The following is a 25,129-nucleotide window of genomic DNA, read 5'->3' on the forward strand; positions in this document are numbered from 1 at the left end:
TCAGGCGGGAAGACGCAGGTCCTTGCGCATCCCAGAGTCCAGCACACTGGCGGGTGCGAATCGGCGCAGCAACTGCATGCGCTTGGCAAGCCCCGGGGTGTAGTGCAGCTTGGGTCGGTTGGCCTGGGCGGCGGTCAGCACCATTTCGGCCACCACCTCGGGGCCGTCGGCGTTCACCAGAACTTCTTTGACCCGTTTCTCCACACCAGCGCAGATATCGCGGTACACGTCCAGCGGAGCGTCGGGCGCCATCAGGTTCGCCTCGAACGGTGTGTTGATGTAGGCGGGCTCCACCACTACGGCACGAATGCCCAGGGTACGCAGTTCATGGTCCAGCGCCTCGGTGTAGCCCGCCACCGCGTGCTTGGTCGCCGAGTACAAGGCCATGTAGGGCATGGGCAGAAAGCCCAGCACCGAGCCGATGTTGATGATGCGTCCGCTGCCCTGACGGCGCATGTGCGGCACGACGGCGCGCGTCATGCGGATGATGCCGAAGAAGTTGGTATCGAAGATGGCCCGCGCCTGGTCCAGCGAGCTTTCCTCGGCTGCAGCGGGGGCGACCCCGAAGCCTGCGTTGTTGACCAGCAGGTCGATGCGGCCCTCGCACACCATCAGTTGCTGGACGGCGGTATCGACCGACGCGTCGTTGGTCACGTCCAGCGGCAACATCTCAAACGATGCGCCCTTGGCAGTGCCGCCGCGCCGACTGGTGCCGTAGACCTTGTAGCCGGCTTTCGTCAGCCGCAGGGCGGTGGCCAGGCCGATGCCCGATGAAGCACCGGTTACCAGTGCGATTTTCTGTTTCATGTTCATGGTGTGTTCTCCGTCGAATTAAGGGGGTCAAATGAAGCGGCTCGTCTTATTTGAAATGATGATCATCATATGTAAAGACAAAAAAATAGGCCACAACCTTAGGCAAGTCAAGAAGCCGCGGAAAGCAGTTGTTTGACGGCAGCCTCGCGCAGGCTATCGGACAGGGCCGGATCGTCCACGGCGCGCGCCAGCAGCAAGGAACCCACCATGGTGGCCACTGTCACCAATGCGCGTTCATGAGCCGCGGGCTGGCCCCAGTCTGGCGATTGCCGGGCCGCGAGGTCTACCATTTCCTGGATGTGGCGCGTGGTTACCCGACGCACTTCGGGCGCCTGGCGCGAGGTTTCGGAACCGATGGCAGCCAGGGGGCAGCCCGCCTCTATTTGCTCCAAGTGGTCCTTGGAAAGATAGGCACGCACCATGGCCTCGAAGGACCTGTCGGGTGGCACGTCAGCCACAACCTCCGCCACGGCGGCGGCAGACTCGGCGCACGCCCGACTGGCCGCCTCGGCCAGCATAGCCTCGCGCGAAGTGAAATGGGAATAGAACCCGCCATGAGTCAGACCGGCTTCCTTCATGATGTCCGCAACACCCGTTCCGTCATAGCCGCTTCGACGGATGGCCCGCGCAGCCACGGCCACGATTCGCTCGTGCGTCTCTTCTTTGGCTGCAGCCCTGGCGCTGATTTGTTTATTTCGCATGACGTTCATCATACAACAATATCAAACAGTTGCTCTTGCCCGACTTCTGATATCGGTTTAGCGCGAGGGGAGGCTCTAGGACCATGCGAAGACAAAAGTTCAACTTCCAGTTTCCGCAGACGCAGTCATTCGGCCGCGGAAACTGATCGGCTGCAATCAGTCTGAAGCTGCCAGATCAGTCAATCAAAACAACAACTTCATTTGAGTGCATCGCTAACAAGCGGTCATTGGTCAGCACCTGATATTGGTCCGTTGCGGTACTAGGCTGAAGAAGCCATGGGGCTGCTTCCCGCCATTTTCCGACGTTCGCAGTCCCAAAGCGACGGACAGAAGTTGGTCGCAAACAACCCGCCGACCTACTCCGCGTTGCGACCCTTTGTCTCTACCAACGCAGCATCCGCGGCCCCAGCCCCCCCCCCACCACCGTCGGGATAAGGATGCCCAGCAGATACCAAAATCCTATAAACGGCGCCGTCAGTTCCGGGCAATGCAGGCAGTACACGAGTGCCCCGGTTGCCCCGGAAAGAAGCCCGGCTGCCGCACCAGCGAGGCGCAGCCGCGTTGGCGCAAGACCCTGCATGGCCCACAAAACGCCGGCGAATACGGGAACGGACAGCATGGCAATGAGGAACGGGCAGGAAGCCCACGTATCACCCCAGAACAACCCAGCCCGCTGCACGGGCTCAGCCCGGTTCAAATCAAGAACCGCAAGCGCCCACATGGCCAACACAGGCAGCGCAACCGATATGCCTGCGCCCCGTTGCAGCCGACTGCCGGGTTGTGACAGGCGAACCGCTGCAAACAAGCTGGCGGCCAACAGGCATACAACAAACAGCACTTTGACCCAGAACATGGGCAGCAAAACTGCGGCGCCCAGATCCGGGCGCACACCCAGCAGCGGCAGCATCAGCAGGGTGGCCCCCACCGCGCCCCAGCCCAAGGCCACGGCAAAACGGCGAGCGGCCACATGCGGCGGGATGGCCTCGACGCCGGTCGCGAGCATATTGACAAGATCTTCCGTCTTCATTCTGTTCCCCGTATTTTTTCTGCAAGTGCCTTCAGGCCACGGTGAATGCCAACCTTGATGGCGGACTCCGACATGCCCGTTTTCTGCGCCGCCTCGCTTACCGACAAACCTTCCAATTTCACACACACGATGGGCAGCCGGTGCCGGTCAGGCAGCTGATCCAGCAACTGGGTCACGTCGTACCGTGCGCTGCTCGCTTCGATGTCAGAGGCGGCAAATAGCTCTGATTCATCTTCGATCGAATCGTTGAGTGCCTCACGCCCGGCCCGTCGACGCAGGAAGTCGATCAGCTTGTAGCGGGCAATGGCGTGAATCCACGCCGTCACCGGTCGACTGGCTTCATAGGTGTGGCGCTGATTGTGTATGGCCAATAGCGACTCTTGCACCAAATCCTCCACTTCATCCGGCAGGCTGGATAGGCGCCCTCTCAGGAAGGCGCGCAAATGCGCACTCAGTTGCTGCAAAAACGCGTGGTAGGCATGCGCATCACCGGCCAGCCCCGAAACCAGCAACGCTCTGAGCTGCTGTTCTCCAGCACTCAAGTGATCTACCTTCTCTATTCGTTGCATCGGAGGGTTTGGTTACAGGCGGATGAAGAATATTTTTCTCGCCCCATTTGGAAAATATTTTCCCGGTGTTGTAACCGGACGGCATGTCTTGGCGAATTAACGGGCAGATCGTACAGCCAATCCGCTTCCGCTGAGGAGCAGAAACCGCGTAACCGTTTGAAGCCTGAACCTGGATTCGCAATGCCCAACAATGCCCCGCCCATTCACCCCGCCTGGTTGCGTGTAACGCACTGGCTCAATGCTGTCGCCGTTTCGGTTCTGGCACTGAGTGGCTGGCGCATCTACAACGCTGCACCATTTTTCGACTTCACGGTGCCGGCAGGCATTACGCTGGGCGGCTGGCTCGGCGGGGCCATTCAATGGCACTTCGCCGCCATGTGGCTGCTGGTGGCCAATGGTCTGGTCTACTTTTTGTGCAACGTCGGCAGCGCACGGCTGTGGCACAAATTCTTTCCACTGTCACTGCACGCCCTGTTGCAGGACCTTCGCGCCACGTTGCACGGACGCCTGTCGCACGCCAACCCACGCCAGTACAACGCTGTGCAGCGCATGGCTTACCTCCTGGTGATGCTCGACAGCGTGTTGCTGGTGATGTCCGGTCTTGTGTTGTGGAAATCGGTCCAGTTCCCGTTGTTGCGCGAGCTGCTCGGCGGCTATGAAGCCGCACGGCGTGTGCATTTCCTGGCCATGGCACTGCTCGTGGCGTTCGTGGGCGTCCATCTGGTGATGGTGGCGCTGGTGCCACGCACGTTGGTGACCATGATCCGCGGCAAATAAGGAGTCCACACCGTGAGCAAACATTTCCACAACCTGCAGACCTTCGACTCCGATGCCTTCCTCAAGGACGCGACCAAAGACCTGGCACGCCGCATGGAGCAGCCAGCGCGGCGCATGTTTCTCAGTCGCGCCTTGACGTTGGGTGGCCTGTCTCTGCTGAGCGGCTGCACCATCGTCGACGAGAACAGTGCCGAGGCGGCTCTGATGGAGGTCTCGCGCTGGAACGACAAGGTGCAGGGGTGGCTGTTCGATCCGAACCGGTTGGCACCGACGTATGCCGACTCCATGATCACCCGGCCATTCCCATTCAATGCGTTCTATGGCGAAGACGAGATCCGGCCAGTGGACGGGGAGCGCTACCGGCTGGAAGTGACGGGGCTGGTGGCAGACCGGCATTCCTGGTCCCTGCGGGAGCTACATGCCTTGCCCCAGGCCGATCAGGTTACCCGCCACATTTGTGTGGAAGGCTGGAGCGCGATAGGCAAATGGGGGGGCATACCCTTTTCCAGCTTCTTGCGCCGCGTGGGCGCGGACCTGACGGCGAAGTATGTGGGCTTCAAGTGCTCGGATGACTATTACACCAGCATCGACATGCCGACCGCACTGCATGCCCAGACTTTGCTGGCCCTTAGTTATGACGGACAGCCCCTGCCACCACGCTACGGCTTCCCCTTGAAGCTGCGCATGCCCACCAAGCTCGGCTACAAGAATCCCAAGCATATCCACGCAATTTTTGTCACCAATACCTACCCCGGCGGTTACTGGGAAGACCAGGGGTACAACTGGTTCGGCGGCACCTGAGCAATCCTGCGCGGGCGCCCTGAAGTATCGGCATCACTGCCATTTTTTACCATCTCAAAGGAGTTCAACATGAACAAGATCACGACCACCATCCTCACCGCCTCTTTGCTGTTGGCCGGCAACTATGCCCTGGCACAAGACGCCATGAAGAAGGACGCAATGGCCAACGATGCCATGGCGAAGGACACCATGAAAAAAGAACCGATGGCAAAGGACGCCATGAAGAAGGATGCGATGAAAAAGGATGCCATGGCGAAAGACACCATGAAGAAGGACGCGATGGCCAAAGATGGCATGGCCAAGGACGAGATGAAGAAGTAAGCAGCAGGGTCCGCGCCGGCACGCGGGGGCGCTAGAACTTTCCGTGCCGTCCCGCGCCGGCGGAAAAACGCGCCGCGCCCTCCAGCCCTTGGGCAATGCAGGCCTTGCCGCGCTGCCACTCCTGGTGCAGCGCGTGCGGCAAGTCCTGGTCCCACTGGGCATAGGCACTGGCGCGGTCGGCCAGCATGGTGGCCTGCGGAAAGCCTGCCAGCTGCTCGGCCAGTGCCAGGGCAGCGGGCAACGCCTCCCCCGTGGGGACCACGCGGTTGCATAGGCCCATCTGCAAGGCCTCGGCGGCCTCCACCTTGCGCCCAGTCAGGATGAGGTCCATGGCATGGCCCATGCCGATCAGGCGCGGCAGGCGCACGGTGCCGCCATCAATGAGCGGCACACCGAAGCGGCGGCAGTACACGCCAAAGTAGGCATCCGCCTCCATCACCCGCAAATCGCACCACAGGGCCAGCTCCATGCCGCCAGCCACGGCGGCGCCGCTGATAGCGGCGATGACCGGCTTGGACAGCAGCAGACGCGAAGGCCCCATGGGCCCCTGCGGTGCCGCGTTCGCCGGCGAAAAATTCAATGCTGCAAAGGGATCCACGCCCTCCTGCAGGTGCTGGGCCATGCGGGCACCGGCCTGCAGATCCCAGCCGGCGCAGAAATGGCCATGCGCGCCGTGGAACACGGCCACGCGCGCCTGCGGGTCGGCGTCGAACGCCAGGAAGGCCTCGTACAGCTGACGCGCCGTGTCGGCATCCACGGCATTGCGCACATCGGCGCGCGACAGGGTCACCACGGTAACGGCCCCGTGTTGGGTGGTTTGGACGGTTGGCATCATGGCGCCCGATTAAACAGTCACGCAGGGGACAAAAGCATCGGTGTCTACCCTGATCATCAGTGACAACCCTATCAAGCATTCGATAAGCCGCCGCTATAAACGGGCTGCCACATAACAACAACGGGAGCCAATGTGCTAGTTCTTCAATTGGTGATCAGCGGGATTGCACAGGGTTGCATCTACGGCTTGATCGCCATGGGCTTTGTGCTCATCTACAAGGCAACGGAGACCGTCAGCTTTGCCCAGGGCGAGCTGATGATGCTGGGCGCGTTCGGCGGCCTGGTGGGCATGACCATGCTGGGTTTCCCCTACTGGCTCGCCGTCGTCTGCGCCATTGCCGGCATGGCCGTCTTCGGCGTGCTGCTGGAGCGCGTGGTGATCCGCCCCATCCTGGGCCAGCCGGCTTTTTCCGTGGTGATGCTGACCATCGGCATTGGCTACGTGGCGCGCGGCCTCATCACCGTTATTCCCGGCATCGGCACCGACACGCAGGCGCTACCCGTGCCCTACAAGGATGAAATCTGGAACGTCAGCGGCCTGGTGCTGAACGTGGAGCACATGGTGGTGATTGGCGCCACCGCCGTGCTGTGCGTGCTGCTGTTCGCCCTGTTCCGCTACAGCAAGCTGGGCATTGCCATGCAGGCCGCCTCGCAGAACCAGCTGGCGGCCTACTACATGGGCATTCCGGTTAAGCGCCTCAACGGCATTGCCTGGGGTCTGGCCTCGGCGGTCGCCGCCATTGCCGGCCTGCTGCTGGCGCCCATTACCTTTGTGCACGCCAACATGGGCTTCATTGGCCTGAAGGCCTTTCCGGCCGCCGTGGTGGGCGGCTTTGGCAGCCTGCCGGGCGCCATCGTAGGCGGGCTGGTGATCGGCATTGTGGAATCGCTCTCGGGCTTCTACCTGCCCGACGGCTTCAAAGACACCGCTGCCTACATCGTGGTGCTGGTCATGCTGATGGTCAGGCCCAACGGGCTGTTCGGCGAAAAGTTGCGCAAAAAAGTATGAGATTCATTTTCAAGACTAATTACGGCCAGGACATCAACCTGGCCAAGCACGGCGGGCATGTCTTCTGGTACAGCCTGCTCATGGTGCTGCTGCTGGCCGCGCCCTGGCTGTTTGCCGAATACTGGCTGGCGCAGCTGACCCTGGTGCTGATCTACTCCGTGGCCGGCCTGGGCCTGATGCTGCTGGCAGGCTATACCGGCCTGTTCTCCATGGGCCATGCGGCCTTCCTGGGCGTGGGCGCCTACACACACACCGTGCTGACCAACATGGGCCTGCCGTTCCCGCTGGCGCTGGCCTGCGCGGCCGCGCTGTCGGCCACGGTGGGGGTGGTGGTGGGCCTGCCGGCGCTGCGCGTCAAGGGCATTTACCTGGGCATTGCCACCCTGTCATTCGGGTTCATCGTGGAAGAGGTGCTGGCGCGCTGGGAATCGGTCACCGGCGGCAATGCCGGCATACGAGTGCTCAAGCCCAACCTCTTTGGTTGGGTGCTGGACAGCGGCGAGCAGTTCTACTTTCTGTGCCTGGTCATCACCGTGGCCGCCACGCTGGGCATCCTGAACCTGCTGCGCTCCCCCACGGGTCGGGCCTTTGTCGCCATCCGCGACTCCGAGATTTCGGCGCAGAGCATGGGCATTCACCTGGCCTACTACAAGACCCTGTCGTTTGCGCTGTCGGCCGCGCTGGCCGGCATTGCCGGCGCGCTGTATGCGCACAACCTGCAGTTCATCTCACCGGACCAATTCAACATCCTCCAAAGCATCGACCTGCTGCTGATGATCGTGATCGGCGGCGTGGGCTCGGTGCACGGGGCCTTTCTGGGCGCCATCTTCCTGATCGCCATGCCCCAGGCCATTGCCTCGGTCAAGGACCTCTTGCCCGCCGTCATTGGCCAGGCCCCCGGCCTGCAGGGCCTGGTGTACGGCCTGGTACTGATTGCCTTCGTGCTGTTCGAACCCATGGGCCTGTACGGGCGCTGGCTCAAGATCCGCACCTACCTGCAGATGTTCCCGTTCTACCGCAAGGGCATGTTCAAGCGGCAGAAATCCTTCCAAAAATCCGACAGGCTGAAGTGATGACCGACACCCTTCTTTCTGCCAACAACCTGAGCGTGCGCTTTGGCGGCGTGCTGGCGGTCAACAACGTCAGCTTCGACGTCAAACAGGGCGAGGTGTTCACGCTGATCGGCCCCAACGGCGCCGGCAAGACCACCGTCTTCAACCTGATCAGCCGCATCTACACGCCCACCACGGGCGGGATCGACTACCTGGGCCCCAACGGCCTGCTCAGGCTCACCGACCAGCCGCCGCAGGCCGTGGCCTCCCTGGGCATTGCCCGCACCTTCCAGAACATCGAATTGTTCGAGCACGCCTCGGTCCTGCACAACCTGCTGATCGGGCGCCACACCCACCGCAAGACCAACCTGTGGCAAGACCTGTTCTTCACCGCCCAGGCACGCGAGACCGAATTGCTGGCGCGTGAAAAGGCCGAGGAGGTGATCGAGTTCCTGGACCTGCAGCATTACCGCGACTCCCTGGTTGCCGGCCTGCCCTACGGCGTGCGCAAGGTGGTGGAGATGGCCCGCGCGCTGTGCACCGAGCCGCGGCTGCTGCTGCTGGACGAACCGTCGTCCGGCCTGAACGTGGAGGAGACCGACGACATGGCTTTCTGGATCCAGGACATCAAGAACGAGCTGGGCATCACCGTGCTGATGGTGGAGCACGACATGGCACTGGTGTCCAAGGTATCGGACCGGGTAGTGGCCATGAACCAGGGCGCAGTGCTCGCCATGGGCACGCCGCGCGAAGTGCAGACCGACCCGGGGGTGGTGGAGGCCTATCTGGGGTCCATTGACGACGTGTCATCACTGCGGCGCGAGACCGCGCCTTCCCGGGAGGCCGCATGAGCATCCAGCCCCCACCCATCAGTGACCAGCCGGTGCTCAAGCTGCTCAACGTGGAGAGCGCGTACGGGCCCATCAAGGCCATCCGCGGCGTCAGCCTGCAGGTCCGCCGGGGCGAGATTGCCACCGTGCTGGGCTCCAACGGCGCGGGCAAGACCACCATTCTGAAGACCATCTCCGGCATCATCGACCCGCGCAAGGGCTCGATCGAATTCAAGGGCGAACCCATTACCGCCAAGGACCCGGCCTTCATCGTGCAGCAGGGCCTGAGCCATGTGCCCGAAGGGCGCGAGGTGTTTGCGCTGCTGTCCGTGCACGACAACCTGCTGATGGGCGCCTACACCCGGACCGACCGCGACGGCGTGGCCCGGGACATGGAGGCGGTGTATGGCTACTTCCCCATCCTGCAGGAACGCTCGGCGCAGGACGCCGGCCTGCTCTCGGGCGGCCAGCAGCAGATGCTGGCCATCTCGCGCGCGCTCATGGCCAACCCGGACCTGATCCTGCTCGACGAGCCCAGCCTGGGCCTTTCGCCCAAGCTCACCAAGGAAATCTTCGAGATCGTGGTGCGCATCAACCGCGAGCGCGGCACCACCATCCTGCTGGTGGAGCAGAACGCCAACATGGCGCTCAACGCCTCCGACTACGGCTATGTGCTGGAAAACGGGCGCATCGTCATGGAAGACACCTGCGCCCACCTGCGCGAGAAGGACGACATCAAGGAGTTCTACCTCGGCATGAAGGAGCACGGCGTGCGCGGCGAGCGGCGCTGGAAAAAGAAGAAGACCTGGAGATAACACAGATGAGCGGACTCTGGGACACCAGCAACATCCAGCCCTGCCACGACATCGTGATGCCGGGCGAAACCATCCCGGCCATTTTCTGGAACGCCGTGGCCCAGCGCGGCCCCAAGGTCTGGATGCGCCAGAAGCACCTGGGCCTGTGGCGCAGCTGGACCTGGAACCAGACCGCCGAGGCCGTGCGCGAGATCGCCGGCGGCCTGCTGAGCCTGGGCTTTGCCCGGGGCGAGTGCGCGTCCATTCTGGCCAACACCGTGGTCGAGTGGGTCTGGACCGATCTGGCCGTGCTGTCCTGCGGCGGTGTGGCCAACGGCATCTACCCGACCGACGCCCCGCCGCAGGTGCAGTACCTGTGCGACGATTCCCGCACCACGGTGCTGTTCGTGGAAGACGACGAGCAGCTTGACAAGGCCCTGGAGGTGCGCAGCCAGTTGCCCGGGCTGCGCCAGATCGTGGTGTTCGACATGGAGGGCCTGCGCGACCTCGACGAGCCCGGCGTCATGAGTCTGGAGGCCCTGCGCACCCTTGGTCGGGCCTACCTGGTCGAGCATCCCCAGGAACTGCAGCAGCGCGTGGACGCCTGCCGGCCTGAAGACCTGGCCATCCTGGTCTACACCTCGGGCACCACCGGCAAGCCCAAGGGGGCCATGCACCTGCACGCCGGGCTGGTCTACACCGTGCGCGGCTTCAACACCCTGGTGGCGCAAGACGACCGCGACGAGCGCATGTGCTTCCTGCCCCTGTGCCACATTGCCGAGCGCATGGGCGGCGAATATTTCGCCCTGTACACCGGCGCCATGCTCAACTTCGTGGAGAACCCCGAGACCATTCCCGAGAACGTGCGGGAGATTGCCCCCACCGTCTTCACGGCGGTGCCCCGGGTGTGGGAGAAGTTCTACTCCGGCGTGATGATCGCGCTGAAGGAAGCCGGCTTCATCCAGCAGGCGGCCTATGCCTGGGGCATTGGCGTGGGCACCACCATTGCCGACCGCGTGCTGGCCGGGCAGCCGGTGGGCCCCGGGCTCAAGCTACAGTTCCGGCTGGCGCAGTGGCTGGTGCTGAACAATGTGCGCAAGCTCATCGGCATCCACCGCGCCCGCTTTCTGGTCACCGGTGCGGCGCCCATTTCACCCGATCTGGTGCGCTGGTACCTGGCGCTGGGCGTGCCCATGCTGGAGGTCTGGGGCATGACCGAAACGTGCGGCGCCTCCACCGGCGTGCCAGCCAGCAAGATGAAGCCGGGCTCCATCGGCCCGGCGGCCGGCTTCAACGAGGTCCGGCTGGACCCCGCCACCGGGGAGCTACTGGTGCGCGGCAAGAACGTGTTTGCCGGCTACCTGAACCTGCCGGAGAAAACCGCCGAAGCCATTGACGTGCAGGGCTGGCTGCACACCGGAGACGTGGGCGTGGTGGACGACGAAGGCTATTACCGCATCACCGACCGCATGAAGGACATCATCATCACGGCCGGCGGCAAGAACATCACGCCCAGCGAATTGGAGAACGACCTGAAGTTCTCGCCGTACATCACCGACGCCGTGGTCATTGGCGACAAGCGCGCCTACCTGACCGTGATCATCATGATCGACCAGGAGAACGTGGAGAAGTTTGCCCAGGATGCCGATGTGCCCTTCAGCAACTACGCCAGCCTGACCCGCGCGCCCGAGGTGCAGGCGCTCATCCAGGGCGAGCTCGACCGCGTCAACAAGAAGTTCGCCCGCGTCGAACAGATCAAGAAATTCTTCCTGCTGGAGAACCAGCTGACAGCGGAGGATGAAGAGCTGACTCCCACGATGAAGCTCAAACGCAAGCTGGTCGAAAAGAAGTACGCCGCGCAAATCGACGCGATGTACCTGTAACACGAAAGTCCATTCACACACCATGCAAACCAAGCACCTTATCGCGCTGGCCGTTCTGGCCACCAGCGCCACCCTGGCATCGGCCCAACAGCAGGGCATCAGCAAGAACGAAATCCTGCTGGGTTCCATCCAGGACCTGTCCGGCCCGCTGGCCGGCTACGGCAAGCAGGCACGCAACGGCATGCAGATGGCCATCGAGGAAGTCAACGAGCAGGGCGGCATCAACGGCCGCAAGATCAAGCTGCTGGTGGAGGACGCGGGCTACGACCCCAAGAAAGCCGTGCTGGCCGCGCAGAAGCTGGTCAACCAGGACAAGATCTTCATGATGGTCGGCCACATCGGCACGGCGCAGAACATGGCGGCCATGCCCATCCAGTTCGAGAAGGAAGTCATCAACTTCTTCCCCCTGACCGCGGCGCGCGAGATGTACGAGCCGTTTCACCGCCTGAAGTTCGCCATCAACTCGACCTACTACGAGCAGATCCGCACCGCCCTGCCCAAGCTGGTGCGCCAGACCGGCGCCACCAAGGTCTGCACGGTCACCCAGGACGACGAGTTCGGCGTGGAAATCCTGAACGGCACGGAAGACAGCCTGAAGAACCAGCGCATGGCGCTGACGGAAAAGACCACCTTCAAGCGCGGCGCCACCGACTTCTCCTCGCAGGTTGCCAAGATGCGCTCGGCCGGGTGCGAACTGGTGGTGCTGGGCACCATCATCCGCGAAACCGTGGGCGTCATTGGCGAGTCGCGCAAGTCCGGGTTCAACCCGGTCTTCCTGGCCAGCAGCGCAGCCTACTCCGAGCTGATCCCCAAGCTGGGCGGCAAGATCGTGGAGGGCCTGTACGCCACCATGACGGCGCAGATTCCCTACGTGGATTCGGGCACCCCGGCGGCGCGCCTGTGGGCCAACAAGTACAAGACCCGGTTCAACGAGGACCCGTCCAACATGTCGGTGTTCGGCTACAACACCATCAACATCTTTGCCAAGGCCATGCGGGACGCGGGTGACCGCCCCACCACCAGCAAGTTCATCCGCGCCATGGAAACCATCCGGATTCCGGCCGACATCTTTGGCAGCCCACCCCTGAAGTTCACGCCCACCCGCCGCCTGGGCAGCGATGAATCGCGCCTGTCGCAGATCAAGGACGGACGCTGGGCGGTGGTGATGGACTACACCTACTGAACGGCCACCAGCGGCGGGACATGACAAAACCGCGCCGTTGGGGCACCATACGGAGCACCCCGGGCAAGGACCCCGCCGGTCCTTGCGATTATTTTCATAAAGGAGACGGACGATGAAACTGCACACCGCTATCACCCTCGCCGCGCTGGCACTGACGGCCACCGCAGCCAGTGCCCAGCAAGGCGTCAGCAAGGATGAAATCCTCCTGGGGTCCATCCAGGACCTGTCCGGCCCCCTGGCGGGCTACGGCAAGCAGGCCCGCAACGGCATGATGCTGGCCGTGGACGAACTCAACGAGCAGGGCGGCATCAACGGCCGAAAGATCCGCCTGCTGGTGGAAGACTCGGGTTACGACCCCAAGAAAGCCGTGCTGGCCGCACAGAAGCTGGTCAACCAGGACAAGATCTTCATGATGGTCGGCCACATCGGCACGGCGCACAACATGGCCGCCATGCCGGTGCAGTTCGAGAAGAACGTCATCAACTTCATGCCGCTGTCGGCGGCGCGGGAAATGTACGAGCCCTTCCACAAGCTCAAGTACTCGTTTGCCGGCGCCTACTATGACCAGATCCGCTATGCGACGCCCAAGCTGGTGAAGGAAAAAGGCCTCAAGAAGGTCTGCACCCTGTACCAGGACGACGACTTCGGGCTGGAAGTGCTCAAAGGCGGCGAAGCCGGGCTGAAGACCCTCAACATGACCTACGCCGAGAAGACGTCCTACAAGCGCGGCGCAACCGACTTCTCCTCGCAGATCCAGAAGCTGCAGGCCGCCAACTGCGACATGGTGGTGCTGGGAACCATCATCCGCGAAACCATTGGCGCCATCGGCACCGCCCGCAAGATGGGCTACAACCCTGTCTTCCTGGGCTCCAGCGCGGCCTACACCGACCTGATCCACAAGCTCGGCGGCAAGGCCATGGACGGCTTCTACGCCGCCATGACCTCGCAGAATCCCTACACGGATGACGCGTCGCAACCGATCCGCTTCTGGTCCAACAAGTACAAGACCAAGTTCAACGAGGATCCCGCCGTGTTCTCGGTCTACGGCTACCAGATCATCACCAACTTTGCCAACGCAGCCAACAAGGCCGGCAAGAACCTGACGACCGAGAGCTTCATCAAGGTCATGGACACCCTGTCCATCGCGCCCGATATCTTCGGCAGCCCGGCGCAGTCGTTCTCACCCACCCGCCACCTGGGCAGCGACGCCGCACGGCTGTCGCAGATTCAGGACGGCAAGTGGAAACCGGTCTCCGAATACTTTGGCGACGATGTGAAGGCCCCCGCCGGCAAGGCCGCCAAGAAGTAAGCGGGCCCCATAACAAAAAAGCCACCGCAAGGTGGCTTTTTTATATCAAATCGGCCGCCAGGCGGCGCAGATACTGCGCAGACAGCTATGCAATCAATAGCAGATCAGGAGACGATGTAGGCGCCGGAGCCGGTCGACAGCAGCTTGCCGTCGGCGCCCAGGAACTCCATGCGGGTGGACGCCACGCGCGAGCCCAGGCGCATCACCTCGGCGCGCAACTCGAAACGCTCCCCGATGCCAGGACGCAGGTAGTCGATCCGCAGATCAATGGTGCCCAGCTTGGAGAAGCGGTGCAGGCGCTGCATCGGCGCCTCGTCCATGTGGCGGGCACCGATGGCGGCCATGACGGCCAGCCCGCCCATGGCGTCCAGCCCTGCGCTGATGACGCCGCCGTGCAGCCGGTTGAAGCTGTAATGGCCCACCAGCTCGGGTTTCATGGCAATGTGGGCCACCACCCGCTCCGGGGCGATGGAGTCGATCTTCAGGCCCAGCACGGTATTGAAGACGATGGACTCTTCAAAGATGCGGGCCAGGTTCTGGATGAACTCGGGTTCGAAGACAATGGGCGCCGCCGGGGCGCTGGATTTGGAATGGGCCATGCCGCGATCTTACAGACCCAGCTGGCGGGAGGCCAACTCCTTCATGATTTCCTCGGTGCCGCCACCGATGGTCATGACCTTGACCTCGCGGTAGATGCGCTCGCACTTGGTGCCGCGCATGAAGCCCATGCCGCCCAGGATCTGCACGCCCTGGTCAGCGCAGAACTGCATGGTCTGCGTGGCGTGGTTCTTCAACAGGCACACCTGCGCCACCCACTCGGCGCCCTTGGCCGCCTTGTCTCCGCGGTCGCCGGCATCGGCACGGGCCGACACGCTGTGGAGCCAGGCCCGGGTGGATTCGATGCGCATCTTCATGTCCATCAGCTTGTGGCGGATGACCTGGTGGTCGATGATGGCCGTGCCAAAGGTCTTGCGCTGCTGCGCCCAGCTCAAGGCCTCGTCGTAGCAGGCCTCCGAGAAGCCCAGCGCCAGCGCGGCCATGGACAGGCGCTCGCCATTGAAGTTGGTGAGGATCATCTTGAAGCCCGCCCCCTCTTCGCCCACCAGGTAGCGCGCCGGCACGCGCACGCCGTCAAAGCGCAGCTGGGCCGTGTCGGAACACAGCCAGCCCATCTTCTTGAGCGGCGTGCGTTCCAGCCCCACCGCGTCGCCAGGGACCATGAGCATGGAGATGCCCATGGGCCCCTTGTTCTGCAGGTCGGTGCGCACCGCCACGGTGTACCAGTCGGCACGGGTGCCGGAGGTGATGAAGATCTTCTCGCCATCGACCACATATTCGTCGCCTTCGCGCCGCGCCGTGGTCTTGAGCGCCGACACGTCGGTGCCGCCGCCGGGCTCGGAGATGGCCAGGGCGGAAATCTTCTTGCCCGCCAGCACGTCGGGGATCACCTCGCGCTGCAGTTCCGGCGAGCCGTGGCGCATCACCGGCGGCAGGCCGATGTTGTGGCTGAACAGACTGGCCATCAGGCCACCGCTGCCGCCCGTGCGGGCCAGCGTCATGGTCAGCGCATTGCGCAGTTTCCAGGGGCTGGGTGTGCCACCCAAGGCCTCCGGGAACCCCATGGCCAGCCAGCCCATGTCGGCGGCGCGCTGGTACAGGGCGCGCGGAAACACGCCGGCCTCCTCCCAGGATTCGAGGTGGGGGGCGACTTCGGTTTGAATGAATTTGCGTGCGGCGTCTTCCACCAGGACGATGTCTTCGTCGCCAATATCAGTCATGGACATGCGGATTTCCTTTTCAATGCAATGGAGGGGTGCTCAGCTGGCTCAGACCTGGAACACCTTGGGAACGATGGCGCGGTGAAAGCCGTTGAAGGCCTTGACCGCATCGCGTGCCTGCACCGTGGCGTCGGGCACGCGCATGGGGTAGCCGCTGCGGGCCTGCGGGCGCGCACCGTCGATGCGCAAGGTGGTTCCGCTGATAAACGACGCGGCGGGGCTGAGCAAGAACACAATGCCCGCTGCGGTTTCCGATTCGGTGCCAAAGCGCCCGGCGGGAATGGTCTTGGCCATCTCGCGGATCATCGGGCCGGCCTCTACCGGGTAGTTGTCCATGCCGCTCGACGCAATGTAGCCCGGTGCCACGGCATTGACACGCACGCCTTTGCCCGCCCATTCCACAGCGGCCGTTTCGGTAAAGCTGACCATGCCGGCGCGCGCCGCACCGCTGTGGCCCATGCCGGGCATGGAGCCCCACATGTCGGCCACGATGTTCACAATGCTGCCGCCTGTCTTGTTCATGCCCTGCAGGTAGCACTCGCGCGCCATCAGGAAGCCGCCGGTCAGGTTGGTGTTGACCACCGCCTGCCAGCCCTTGGCGCTGATGGCTTCCAGCGGCGTCATGAACTGACCGCCGGCGTTGTTCACCAGCGCGTCGATGCGGCCATGCTGCGCCAGAATGGCCGCCACGGTTTGCTTGACGGACTCTTCCTCGCGGATGTCACAGACCTGGAAGCTCACGGTGCCGCCGTCTGCGGTGATCTCGTCGGCCACCTTCTGCAGCTTCTCCACCTTGCGCCCGACCAGCGCCACCTGGGCGCCCAGCGCCGCCAGCTCATGGGCCACGCAGCGGCCGATGCCGGACCCGCCGCCCGTCACCACCGCTACCTTGCCCGCAAACAGATTGGGGGCGAAAACAGAACCGTATTGCATCAGGACTCCTTCAAAAACAAGGCCATGGCGGCGTCGGTCAGGTCTTGCAACGACGCGCCCTTCTTGGGATCAAACCATTGCACCGACCAGTTCAGTGCCCCCAGGATCAGCAGGCGCGCCAACCCGACCGGGGCCCGCAACTGGCCGCTGGCATGCAGGGCATTGAGTACCGGCATCCACAGGGATTCGTATTCGGCAATCAGCTTGGCCAGCGACTTGCGCTGGCGCGGCTGCAGCGAGCGCGACTCGTACAGCATCACCGGCACGAAGTCACTGCCCGGCCCCAGCAGCACCTCGAAATGCGCCGCCACCAGCATGCGCAGCTGTTCGGCCGGAGCCAGCCGGGCGTGGCCGGGCTGCTGCACGGCGGCGCGCTGACGGGCCAGTGCCGAGTGCATGCCCTCCTCCATCACGGCGTACAGGAGCGCGTCCTTGCTCTTGAAGTGGTAGAAGGGGGAGCCGCTTTGCATATCGGCTGCGGCGGCAATGTCGCGCGTCGTGGTGGCATCGAAGCCCTTGCGGCGAAACAGATGCGCCGCCGCCGTCAGCAACGCCTGGCGGCGGTTGCCGTCGTCGCGTTCATCCACCGTCTTGCGGGGGCGCCCCCGCGGGCGTTTGGCCGTGGGTTCGGTAGCGGGTTGTGCTGCGTCGGGCTTCATGCCCCGACCATACCAAATATTTTTATTTAAAGCAAGCGGTTGCTTTGTATAAATATGCCACGGCCAGAACCGGGTTCACACCGGCTTGAGGAACAGACCAACGGTCAGGCAGATGCCAACGCCCACGATCACGATGCGCAGCACCCGCTCGTTGATCCGGTGCAGGGCCCACGCGCCCAGCAGACCGCCGCCAATGGCGCCAGCCCCCAGCACCAGCGCCTGGTACCAGTGCACCTGCGGCGAGGTGACAAACAGCAACACAGCCGAGGCGTTCATGACGCCAGCCAGCGCATTCTTGGTGGCCCCAGCGTTGCGGGTCGGCAAGCCGGCCATGGTGAGTGCCGCCATCATCAGGAACCCGATGCCGCCGCCAAAGTAGCCGCCATAGACCGCAATCAGGAACTGGGCCAGCGCGGCCCCCACGGGCCCCAGGTGCACGGCCGCTTCGCCGGATTTGCGCCAGAAGCTGCCCCAGGCAAAGACCACGGTCGCAAACAGCACCAGCCACGGCACCAGGAGCGCGAAGACGGTCGATGGCGTCTTGAGCAGCAACAGGCCGCCCACGCCGCCGCCCAGGATGCTGACGGCAAACAGTGCCCAGAACGGCAAGCGCCCCGCGCCCGACACCAGCTTGCGCCCGGCCAGACCGGAGGTGACCTGCCCCGGGAACAGGGCCACGGTAGAGGTGATGTTGGCCGCCAGCGGGGACATGCCCGAGAGCATCAGCACCGGCAGGGTGATGAACGAGCCTCCGCCGGCCAGGGAATTTTGCAGGCCGGCCCAGATGCCGGCAATGAGAACCAGAGTGATCAGCACGGCTCAGTCCACAAAAAAGTCGGGCAGGAATTGCGTGTTGCCGGGCGTGACCGCATAGCGGTCCAGATCGGTCACGCCGTGGGCGGCCAGTACGGTGTCGTCGATGTGGAAGTTGCCGGTGTCGAACTGCGCCTGGGTGAGAACGCAGTAGGCGGCGTCGGCCATGATCTCGGGCGTACGGCACAACGCCAGGTCCACGCCGGGGATCATCTGCATGGCGGCAGTGGCAATCGCCGTGCGCGGCCACAGGCTGTTGACGGCAATACCGAACTTCTTGAACTCACCGGCATGGCCCAGGGTGCACATGCTCATGCCGTACTTGGCCATGGTGTAGGCGGTATGCGGCGCAAACCAGTGCGTCTTCATGGACAAGGGCGGCGACAGCGTCAGCACCTGCGGGTTGCGCCCGGCAGCGGCCGCTTTCTTCAGCTCCGGCAGGCAGGCTGCCGTGCACAGGTAGGTGCCACGGGCATTGATGCCGTTCATCAGGTCGAAGCGCTTCATGGGCGTGGCTTCGGTGTTGGTCAGGCTGATGGCGCTGGCGTTGTTGACCAGGATGTCGATGCCGCCAAAGGTCTGCACTGCCTGCTCCACGGCAGCGAACACGGCCGCGTCGTCGCGGATGTCCACCGCCAGCGGCAGGGCCTTGCCACCGGCCGCTTCAATCTCGGCCGCGGCGCTGTAGATGGTGCCGGGCAGCTTGGGATTGGGGTCCGTGGTCTTGGCCAGGATGACGATGTTGGCGCCGTCAGCCGCCGCCCGCTTGGCAATGGCCAGGCCAATGCCGCGCGAGGCGCCGGTGATGAACAGGGTCTTGCCCGCGAGTGACATGGTGTCTCCTAGTGCTATTGTTTTAATAGCTGTCTGCGCAGAGTGCACGGCGCCAGACAGCCGATTTTGCCTTCAAACCCGGGAAAAGTCCGGCTTGCGCTTCTCTAGGAAGGCGGTGAACGCCTCTTTGGCTGCCGGTTCGCGCAGCATGCGGCCAAAGCTCTGGCCTTCTTCGTCCATCTGCGCTAGCACCTGGGCCATCTGGCCTTTCTTCATCAGGCGCTTGGTCTCCACGAGGGACGACAGCGGCTTGGCTGCCAGCTTGCGCGCCTGGGCCTGGACAAAGGCGTTGGCCTCCAGCGGCGGCACGATGCGGTTGACCAGCCCCACTTCCAGCGCCGCCTCGGCCATGAAGGGCTCGCCCAGCAGCAACGCCTCGGCCGCGCGGTGGTAGCCCATCATCTGCGGCACCAGCAGGCTGGAGGCCGCTTCGGCACACAACCCCAGGTTCACGAAGGGCATGGAAAACGCGGCGTTGTCGCCGGCGTAGACCAGATCGCAATGGAACAGCATGGTGGTGCCCACGCCCACGGCCGGGCCGCACACCGCCGCCAGCAGGGGTTTGGGGAAGGTGGCAATGGCGCGCAGGAAACGCGACACCGGCGCGTCGGGCGTGGCGGGCGGGCCGCTCAGGAAATCGCCAATGTCGTTGCCGGAACTAAACACGGTGACGTCACCCTGGATCACCACCACGCGCACGGCATCGTCGTCCTGGGCCTGCTGCAGGGTGTCGGCCATGGCGGCGTACATGGCCGCCGTCAGGGAATTCTTCTTCTCCACCCGGTTGATGGTGAGGGTGGTAACGCCATCGGCGGTGTGGATCAAAACATCTTGCATGGTCTTCCTCTTTCTTGGAATGGAGACAGTGATTGCATCACTCTTTGTAGTACACGATCTGGTGCGTGGTCGCCAGCAGGACACCGGCCTCGTTCCACAGCTGGGCGGTGTGGTCGAAATAGCCGTTGCGAAACACCTGGGCCCGCGCCTGGGCCAGCAGGTAGCCGCTGCCGGTGGCCATGAGCTGCTCGGAGTCGGCGTGGAAGTACACCGTCATGGTGACGGTGCCCACCGGAACCGACTTGGCCCGTCGGATGAACACGCGGGGGAAAAAGATGTCGGCCATGGCACTCAGGGCCGCAAAGTCCAGCGGGCGCGGCGGGTTGTCGCGCACCCACAGCTGGGACAGGCTGCTGCTGCCGCCGCTGCCGTCCCACACGGAGGGCATGTCACCCGTCACAGGCCGCAGTTCGTAGCGTTGCACAAACGGCATGGGGGCCTGCCGGGCGGGAGGCGCCACCTGGTCGGGCGGGGGCACCACGGGCAGGGGTTCGTCGTCCAGCCCCCAGGTCTCGCGGCGCGTGGCGGTGAACACCGTGGCCGTGAGCACGGTCTGCCCGGCCTGGAAAAACTCGACCATCCAGTGCTGGGTGGAGCGGTTGGTGCGCGCCGGGCGGGCCACGACGTCAAACGGGCCATCGGCCAGTGCCGCGGCGAAATTGACGGTCAGCGACACCGGCTCGCCCAGCAGCTGGGGGTGCTGCAGCACGGCATTGAGCGCCTGCGCCGCGGTGATGCCGCCAAACGGGCCCACCATGTTGGCGTAGGCCGGGCTGGTGTGGCCGGAAAAATGGTTGTCAGGCTGTGCCGTGAGCGCAATGGCCTGGTCAAAAAGATGCTGTGTCATGTGGATTCCTTGGATGCCAAGCCTAGCATCCATTGCTGCAGCTGCGGCCACAGCACCGGCTCGTGCTCGCTGCGAAACGCGCCCAGGTGTCCGATGCGGCGCACCGCCATGTCGGCTGGCGCCACCGTCTGCACGCGACGCGGCGCGTTCTGGTACAGGGCCACCAGGTTTTCGATGCCGCGCTGCGTCATCATTTCATCGTCGGCAATGGACAGGGCCAGCACCGGAAAGCGTGCACGGGCATAGCGGGTCGTGGCGTCCTCCGCACCCGCGCTGTAGCGCGGATTCAGGCACCAGCGGCGCCACTGCCGGATCACGCCCGCGGGCAGGTCGCCCACCATGCCCAGCCGGTTACCGGGAAAGTAGCCGAACACACCGGTGGAAACCGGCACCAGCACATGCCAGAAAAAGGGCGCGCTGCGCCGCAGTGCCGGTGCGGTGTCGCGCCAGTAACCGCTGCCCGACGCCACCCCCAGCAGGCCGTCCACCCGCTCGGGCTGCGCGAACAGACCCGGCAGCTGCCCGCCCAGGCTGTGCCCGATCAGGTACAGCGGCCCGTCCGCCTGGGTGGCACGCGCGTGCGCCACCACGGTTTCGTAGTCCAGCACCCAGTCGTTGAGGGTTGCCTGCACCCCGCGCAGGCCGCGGGAGACGGCCGCCGGCAGCGAGTCCCCCATGCCGCGGTAGTCGAAGGTGGTGACGCGCCAGCCCTGCCCGGCCAGCCACTGCGCAAACGGCGCATAGTAGGCTTGACGCACGCCCATGGCCGCGCCGATCACCACGCTGCCGCGGGCGCCCCCTTCGGCGCCAAACACGCGTGCGGCAAGGGGAGCGCCATCGGGCGCAGACAGGGTCAAGGTTTCCATGGCGTTACTCCATGCAAAAGGCCACCCGCAGGTGGCCTGGTGCGGCTGCGCTTACACGCGCTCAAAGATTCCGGCAGCCCCCTGGCCCGTGCCCACGCACATGGTCACCATGCCGTACTTCAGGTTGTGGCGACGCAGGGCGTGCACCACGGTCGCGGCGCGGATGGCCCCGGTTGCGCCCAGCGGGTGGCCCAGGGCGATGGCGCCGCCCATGGGGTTGACCTTGGCGGGATCCAGTCCCAGGGTGTTGACCACCGCCAGCGACTGGGCAGCGAAGGCTTCGTTGAGCTCGAACCAGTCGATGTCGCTGTGCTGCAAGCCGGCGTAGCGCAGGGCAGCGGGAATGGCCTCGATGGGGCCAATGCCCATAAGCTCGGGCGGCACGCCGCGTGCGGCGTAGGACACAAAGCGCGCCAGCGGGGTCAGGCCAAACTGCTTGACCGCCTTTTCGCTGGCCAGGATCAGCGCGCCAGCGCCGTCGCTGGTCTGCGAGCTGTTGCCGGCGGTGACGCTGCCGCGGGCCGCGAACACGGGCTTGAGCTTGGCCAGGCCTTCGAGCGAGGTGTCGGGACGGGGGCCTTCGTCCAGGTTCACGGTCCGGGCCTTGGTAAGGACTTCGCCGGTGGCCAGGTCGGGGGTGCGCTCGATGATGTCGATAGGCGTGATTTCGTCGGTGAACTCGCCGGTCTGCTGTGCCTTGATGGCGCGCAGGTGGGACTCCAGCGCAAACGCGTCCTGCATCTCGCGCGTCACCTTCCACTGCTGGGCCACCTTCTCGGCGGTCAGGCCCATGCCGTAGGCAATGCCGATGTTCTCGTCGCGCTCGAAGATGGCGGGGCTGAACGATGGCTTGTTGCCGCCCATGGGCACCATGCTCATGGACTCGGCACCGCCGGCGATCATCACGTCGGCCTCGCCCACGCGGATGCGGTCGGCAGCCATCTGGATGGCGGTCACGCCGGAAGCGCAGAAGCGGTTGACGGTAACGCCGCCCACCGGGTGGCTGAAGGCCAGACCGGTAGCGATGCGGGCCATGTTCATGCCCTGCTCGCCTTCGGGGAAGGAGCAGCCGATGATGGCGTCCTCAATGGCCTTGGGGTCCAGCGAAGGCACCTGCAGCATGGCGCTCTTGATGGCGGCCACCAGCAGTTCGTCGGGGCGGGTGTTGCGGAAGTAGCCGCGGCCGGAGCGACCGATGGGGGTGCGCGTGGCGGCAACGATGTAGGCGTCTTGAACTTGTTTCATTGTGGTGTGTCCTTAGTTGCGCACCGGCTTGCCGGTGGACATCATGCCCATGATGCGTTCCTGGGTCTTGGGATGGGTGAGCAGGCTGCAGAAGGCCTTGCGTTCCATGGCCATGAGGTATTCCTCGGTGACCAGGGTGCCGGCGTCCACCGCGCCGCCGCACACCACTTCGGCAATCAGGCCGGCGATGTGGAAGTCGTGCGCGCTGATGAAGCCGCCGTCACGCATGTTGACCAGCTGCGCCTTGATGGTGGCAATGCCGCTGCGGCCCGCCACGGGGAACAGGCGCTTGTGCGGTGCACGGTAGCCGCTGGCAAACAGCGCCTTGGCCTCGTTGATGGCAACAAACAGCAGTTCGTCCTTGTGTGGCACGACCACGTCGCTCTCCAGCAGGTAGCCCAGCTTGCGCGACTCCAGCGCGCTGGTGCCCACCTTGGCCATGGCCGCGCAGGTGAAGCCTTCGGTCAGGAAAGGCAGCACGTCCTTGGACGTGGACAGCGCCATGTTCTCGGCGGCGCGGCGGGCGATGTAGGTCAGGCCGCCGGCACCGGGGACCAGACCCACACCCACTTCGACCAGCCCGATGTAGCTTTCCATGGCGGCCACGCGCTTGCCCGAGTAGACGGCCATCTCGCAACCGCCGCCCAGCGCCAGGCCGCGGATGGCGGCAATGGTGGGCACACTGGCGTAGCGCAGCTTGAGCATGACCTTCTGCAGCTCGTGCGCAGCACCGTCGATGGCCTTGACGCCACCCATCATGAAGCCGGGCAGCATGGACTGCAGGTCGGCACCGGCCGAGAACATCTCGTCCGGCGACCAGATCACCAGCCCCTGGTAATCCTTCTCGGCCAGGGTGATGGCCTGGTTCAGGCCTTCGATGACACCGCCGCCAATGGCGTGCATCTTGGTCTTGATGCTGGCAATCAGCACGTCGCCGTCCAGCGTCCACAGGCGGATGGATTCGTCTTCCTGCAGCGTCTTGCCCGCGGTGGCAGCGGAAGCGGCGTTGGCTCCCAGCACGCTTTCGGGGAAATGCTGGCGTGCGTACACGGGCAGCTGGCGCACCGGAACGAAGGTGCCGGTGGTCGGGTTCCAGGAGCCTTGCGGTGTGTGCACGCCGCCGGCTTCGGCCACGGGGCCCTTGAAGACCCAGTCGGGCAGCGGTACCTTGCACAGGGCCTTGCCGGCATCGATGTCTTCCTGGATCATCTTGGCCACTTCCAGCCAGCCGGCTTCCTGCCAGAGCTCGAACGGGCCCTGCTTCATGCCGAAGCCCCAGCGCATGCAGAAGTCCACATCACGGGCGTTGTCGGCAATGGAGGCCAGGTGCACGGCAGCGTAATGGAAGCTGTTACGCAGGATAGCCCACAGGAACTGGCCCTGCGCGCCTTCGGCGTTGCGCAGCAGCTTCAAGCGCTCGGCCGCCGGCTTCTTGAGCATGCGTCCGTACACCTCGTCGGCTTTCTGGCCGGCGGGCACGTAGTCCTTGCTCTTGAGGTCAAAGCGCAGCACGTCACGCCCGACTTTCTTGAAGAAACCGGCCTTGGTCTTCTGGCCCAGGTTGCCCATATCCAGCAGGGTCTGGAGCACTGCGGGGGTGGCAAAGCTGGCGTAGAAGGGATCGGTCTCGATGGAGAGCGTGTCCTGCAGCGTCTTGATGACGTGGGTCATGGTGTCCAGGCCCACCACGTCGGCGGTACGGAAGGTGCCGGAACTGGCGCGGCCCAGCTTCTTGCCGGTCAGGTCGTCCACCACGTCGTAGGTCAGGCCGAAGTTTTCCACTTCCTTCATGGTGGCCAGCATGCCGGCAATGCCGACGCGGTTGGCGATGAAGTTGGGGGAGTCCTTGGCGCGCACCACGCCCTTGCCCAGATTGCTGGTGACAAAGGCTTCCAGCGCATCGAGGTACACCGCCTCGGTGGCCGGCGTGTTGATCAGCTCCACCAGTGCCATGTAGCGGGGCGGGTTGAAGAAGTGGATGCCGCAGAAGCGGTGCTTCATCTCTTCGGGCAGTGCCTCGGACAACTTGGTAATGGACAGGCCCGAGGTGTTGGACGCAAGAATGGCGTGCGGTGCCACGAACGGGGCGATCTTTTTATAGAGGTCCAGTTTCCAGTCCATGCGCTCGGCGATGGCCTCGATGATGAGGTCGCAGCCACGCAGCTGCTCCAGATGCTCTTCGTAATTGGCCTGCTGGATCAGTGCGGCGTCGTCGGCCACGCCCAGGGGGGATGGCTTGAGTTTCTTCAAGCCGTCAATCGCGCGCGTGACGATGCCGTTCTTGGGGCCTTCCTTGGCAGGCAGGTCGAACAGCACCACCGGCACTTTCACATTCACCAGATGGGCCGCGATCTGCGCGCCCATCACACCGGCGCCGAGCACGGCGACTTTACGGACATTGAAACGGGACATAT

General features: G+C 64.1%; 26 protein-coding genes. 10 read left to right on the plus strand and 16 right to left on the minus strand.

What is annotated here, in order from left to right:
- The 4 genes from AC1Q5W_RS15290 to AC1Q5W_RS15305 all read right to left on the minus strand — a co-directional run bounded on the left by AC1Q5W_RS15290 (position 1) and on the right by AC1Q5W_RS15305 (position 3,110).
- The gene (locus tag AC1Q5W_RS15290; RefSeq protein WP_492644211.1) at positions 1-813 is read right to left on the minus strand and encodes an oxidoreductase; all 813 of its coding nucleotides are present in this window, start codon (positions 811-813) and stop codon (positions 1-3) included.
- Positions 814-920: 107 nt separating this feature from the next.
- Entirely contained in the window at positions 921-1,526 is a 606-nt protein-coding gene (locus tag AC1Q5W_RS15295; RefSeq protein WP_492644212.1) for a TetR/AcrR family transcriptional regulator, read from the minus strand.
- A 370-nt stretch (positions 1,527-1,896) separates the two neighbouring features.
- Complete coding sequence (locus tag AC1Q5W_RS15300; RefSeq protein WP_492644213.1) at positions 1,897-2,541, minus strand: DUF1109 domain-containing protein; 645 nt, start codon at positions 2,539-2,541, stop codon at positions 1,897-1,899.
- On the minus strand, positions 2,538-3,110 hold the full coding sequence (locus AC1Q5W_RS15305; protein ID WP_492644214.1) for a sigma-70 family RNA polymerase sigma factor: 573 nt from the start codon (positions 3,108-3,110) through the stop codon (positions 2,538-2,540). The genes AC1Q5W_RS15300 and AC1Q5W_RS15305 overlap by 4 nt, the downstream gene beginning before the upstream one ends.
- A 180-nt stretch (positions 3,111-3,290) precedes the next feature.
- On the opposite strand from AC1Q5W_RS15305, the gene AC1Q5W_RS15310 reads away from it, so the two are divergent.
- From AC1Q5W_RS15310 to AC1Q5W_RS15320, 3 genes are all read left to right on the plus strand, one after another.
- Positions 3,291-3,887, plus strand: a complete 597-nt coding sequence (locus AC1Q5W_RS15310; RefSeq protein WP_492644215.1) for a cytochrome b/b6 domain-containing protein — start codon at positions 3,291-3,293, stop codon at positions 3,885-3,887.
- Positions 3,888-3,920: 33 nt separating this feature from the next.
- A complete protein-coding gene (locus AC1Q5W_RS15315) occupies positions 3,921-4,688 on the plus strand; it encodes a molybdopterin-dependent oxidoreductase (protein WP_492646134.1) in 768 nt (255 codons plus the stop codon).
- 69 nt (positions 4,689-4,757) lie between these two features.
- A complete protein-coding gene (locus AC1Q5W_RS15320; protein WP_492644216.1) occupies positions 4,758-5,009 on the plus strand; it encodes a pentapeptide MXKDX repeat protein in 252 nt (83 codons plus the stop codon).
- A 31-nt stretch (positions 5,010-5,040) separates the two neighbouring features.
- On the opposite strand, the gene AC1Q5W_RS15325 is transcribed toward AC1Q5W_RS15320, so the two are convergent.
- Entirely contained in the window at positions 5,041-5,841 is an 801-nt protein-coding gene (locus AC1Q5W_RS15325; RefSeq protein ID WP_492646135.1) for a crotonase/enoyl-CoA hydratase family protein, read from the minus strand.
- 135 nt (positions 5,842-5,976) lie between these two features.
- On the opposite strand from AC1Q5W_RS15325, the gene AC1Q5W_RS15330 reads away from it, so the two are divergent.
- From AC1Q5W_RS15330 to AC1Q5W_RS15360, 7 genes are all read left to right on the plus strand, one after another.
- A complete protein-coding gene (locus AC1Q5W_RS15330; protein WP_492644217.1) occupies positions 5,977-6,852 on the plus strand; it encodes a branched-chain amino acid ABC transporter permease in 876 nt (291 codons plus the stop codon).
- Positions 6,849-7,925, plus strand: a complete 1,077-nt coding sequence (locus AC1Q5W_RS15335; protein ID WP_492644218.1) for a branched-chain amino acid ABC transporter permease — start codon at positions 6,849-6,851, stop codon at positions 7,923-7,925. Before AC1Q5W_RS15330 ends, AC1Q5W_RS15335 begins: the two co-directional genes overlap by 4 nt.
- Positions 7,925-8,755: an ABC transporter ATP-binding protein gene (locus AC1Q5W_RS15340; RefSeq protein ID WP_492644219.1), complete on the plus strand. Its 831-nt coding sequence runs from the start codon at positions 7,925-7,927 to the stop codon at positions 8,753-8,755. Before AC1Q5W_RS15335 ends, AC1Q5W_RS15340 begins: the two co-directional genes overlap by 1 nt.
- Complete coding sequence (locus AC1Q5W_RS15345; protein WP_492644220.1) at positions 8,752-9,549, plus strand: ABC transporter ATP-binding protein; 798 nt, start codon at positions 8,752-8,754, stop codon at positions 9,547-9,549. The genes AC1Q5W_RS15340 and AC1Q5W_RS15345 overlap by 4 nt, the downstream gene beginning before the upstream one ends.
- 5 nt (positions 9,550-9,554) lie before the next feature.
- The gene (locus tag AC1Q5W_RS15350) at positions 9,555-11,411 is read left to right on the plus strand and encodes an AMP-dependent synthetase/ligase (RefSeq protein ID WP_492644221.1); all 1,857 of its coding nucleotides are present in this window, start codon (positions 9,555-9,557) and stop codon (positions 11,409-11,411) included.
- Between the two features lie 22 nt (positions 11,412-11,433).
- Entirely contained in the window at positions 11,434-12,594 is a 1,161-nt protein-coding gene (locus AC1Q5W_RS15355) for an ABC transporter substrate-binding protein (RefSeq protein ID WP_492644222.1), read from the plus strand.
- A 112-nt stretch (positions 12,595-12,706) separates the two neighbouring features.
- Positions 12,707-13,903, plus strand: a complete 1,197-nt coding sequence (locus AC1Q5W_RS15360) for an ABC transporter substrate-binding protein (protein WP_492644223.1) — start codon at positions 12,707-12,709, stop codon at positions 13,901-13,903.
- A 104-nt stretch (positions 13,904-14,007) separates the two neighbouring features.
- Here AC1Q5W_RS15360 and AC1Q5W_RS15365 read toward each other — a convergent pair whose 3' ends face one another.
- From AC1Q5W_RS15365 to AC1Q5W_RS15415, 11 genes are all read right to left on the minus strand, one after another.
- Positions 14,008-14,502, minus strand: a complete 495-nt coding sequence (locus AC1Q5W_RS15365; RefSeq protein WP_492644224.1) for a thioesterase family protein — start codon at positions 14,500-14,502, stop codon at positions 14,008-14,010.
- 9 nt (positions 14,503-14,511) lie between these two features.
- Positions 14,512-15,687 carry an acyl-CoA dehydrogenase family protein gene (locus AC1Q5W_RS15370; protein ID WP_492644225.1) on the minus strand — a complete coding sequence of 392 codons (1,176 nt, stop codon included), beginning with the start codon at positions 15,685-15,687 and terminating at the stop codon, positions 14,512-14,514.
- A gap of 42 nt (positions 15,688-15,729) precedes the next feature.
- Positions 15,730-16,614: an SDR family oxidoreductase gene (locus AC1Q5W_RS15375; RefSeq protein ID WP_492644226.1), complete on the minus strand. Its 885-nt coding sequence runs from the start codon at positions 16,612-16,614 to the stop codon at positions 15,730-15,732.
- The gene (locus AC1Q5W_RS15380; RefSeq protein ID WP_492644227.1) at positions 16,614-17,273 is read right to left on the minus strand and encodes a TetR/AcrR family transcriptional regulator; all 660 of its coding nucleotides are present in this window, start codon (positions 17,271-17,273) and stop codon (positions 16,614-16,616) included. Before AC1Q5W_RS15380 ends, AC1Q5W_RS15375 begins: the two co-directional genes overlap by 1 nt.
- Before the next feature lie 75 nt (positions 17,274-17,348).
- A complete protein-coding gene (locus tag AC1Q5W_RS15385) occupies positions 17,349-18,086 on the minus strand; it encodes a sulfite exporter TauE/SafE family protein (protein WP_492646136.1) in 738 nt (245 codons plus the stop codon).
- Between the two features lie 6 nt (positions 18,087-18,092).
- Positions 18,093-18,920, minus strand: coding sequence for an SDR family oxidoreductase (locus tag AC1Q5W_RS15390; protein WP_492644228.1), 828 nt, complete (start codon positions 18,918-18,920; stop codon positions 18,093-18,095).
- 72 nt (positions 18,921-18,992) lie between these two features.
- Positions 18,993-19,757, minus strand: coding sequence for an enoyl-CoA hydratase (locus AC1Q5W_RS15395; protein ID WP_492644229.1), 765 nt, complete (start codon positions 19,755-19,757; stop codon positions 18,993-18,995).
- 37 nt (positions 19,758-19,794) lie between these two features.
- The gene (locus tag AC1Q5W_RS15400; protein ID WP_492644230.1) at positions 19,795-20,604 is read right to left on the minus strand and encodes an acyl-CoA thioesterase; all 810 of its coding nucleotides are present in this window, start codon (positions 20,602-20,604) and stop codon (positions 19,795-19,797) included.
- Positions 20,601-21,470, minus strand: coding sequence for an alpha/beta hydrolase family protein (locus AC1Q5W_RS15405; protein WP_492644231.1), 870 nt, complete (start codon positions 21,468-21,470; stop codon positions 20,601-20,603). Before AC1Q5W_RS15405 ends, AC1Q5W_RS15400 begins: the two co-directional genes overlap by 4 nt.
- Before the next feature lie 51 nt (positions 21,471-21,521).
- Positions 21,522-22,715: an acetyl-CoA C-acyltransferase gene (locus AC1Q5W_RS15410; protein ID WP_492644232.1), complete on the minus strand. Its 1,194-nt coding sequence runs from the start codon at positions 22,713-22,715 to the stop codon at positions 21,522-21,524.
- 12 nt (positions 22,716-22,727) lie between these two features.
- Positions 22,728-25,127 (minus strand): 3-hydroxyacyl-CoA dehydrogenase/enoyl-CoA hydratase family protein, encoded by a 2,400-nt coding sequence (locus AC1Q5W_RS15415; protein WP_492644233.1) that lies wholly within the window; start codon positions 25,125-25,127, stop codon positions 22,728-22,730.
- Between the last annotated feature and the right edge of the window lie 2 nt (positions 25,128-25,129).

The organism is Rhodoferax sp. MLSD5-FHT05B10 (genome assembly GCF_058793415.1).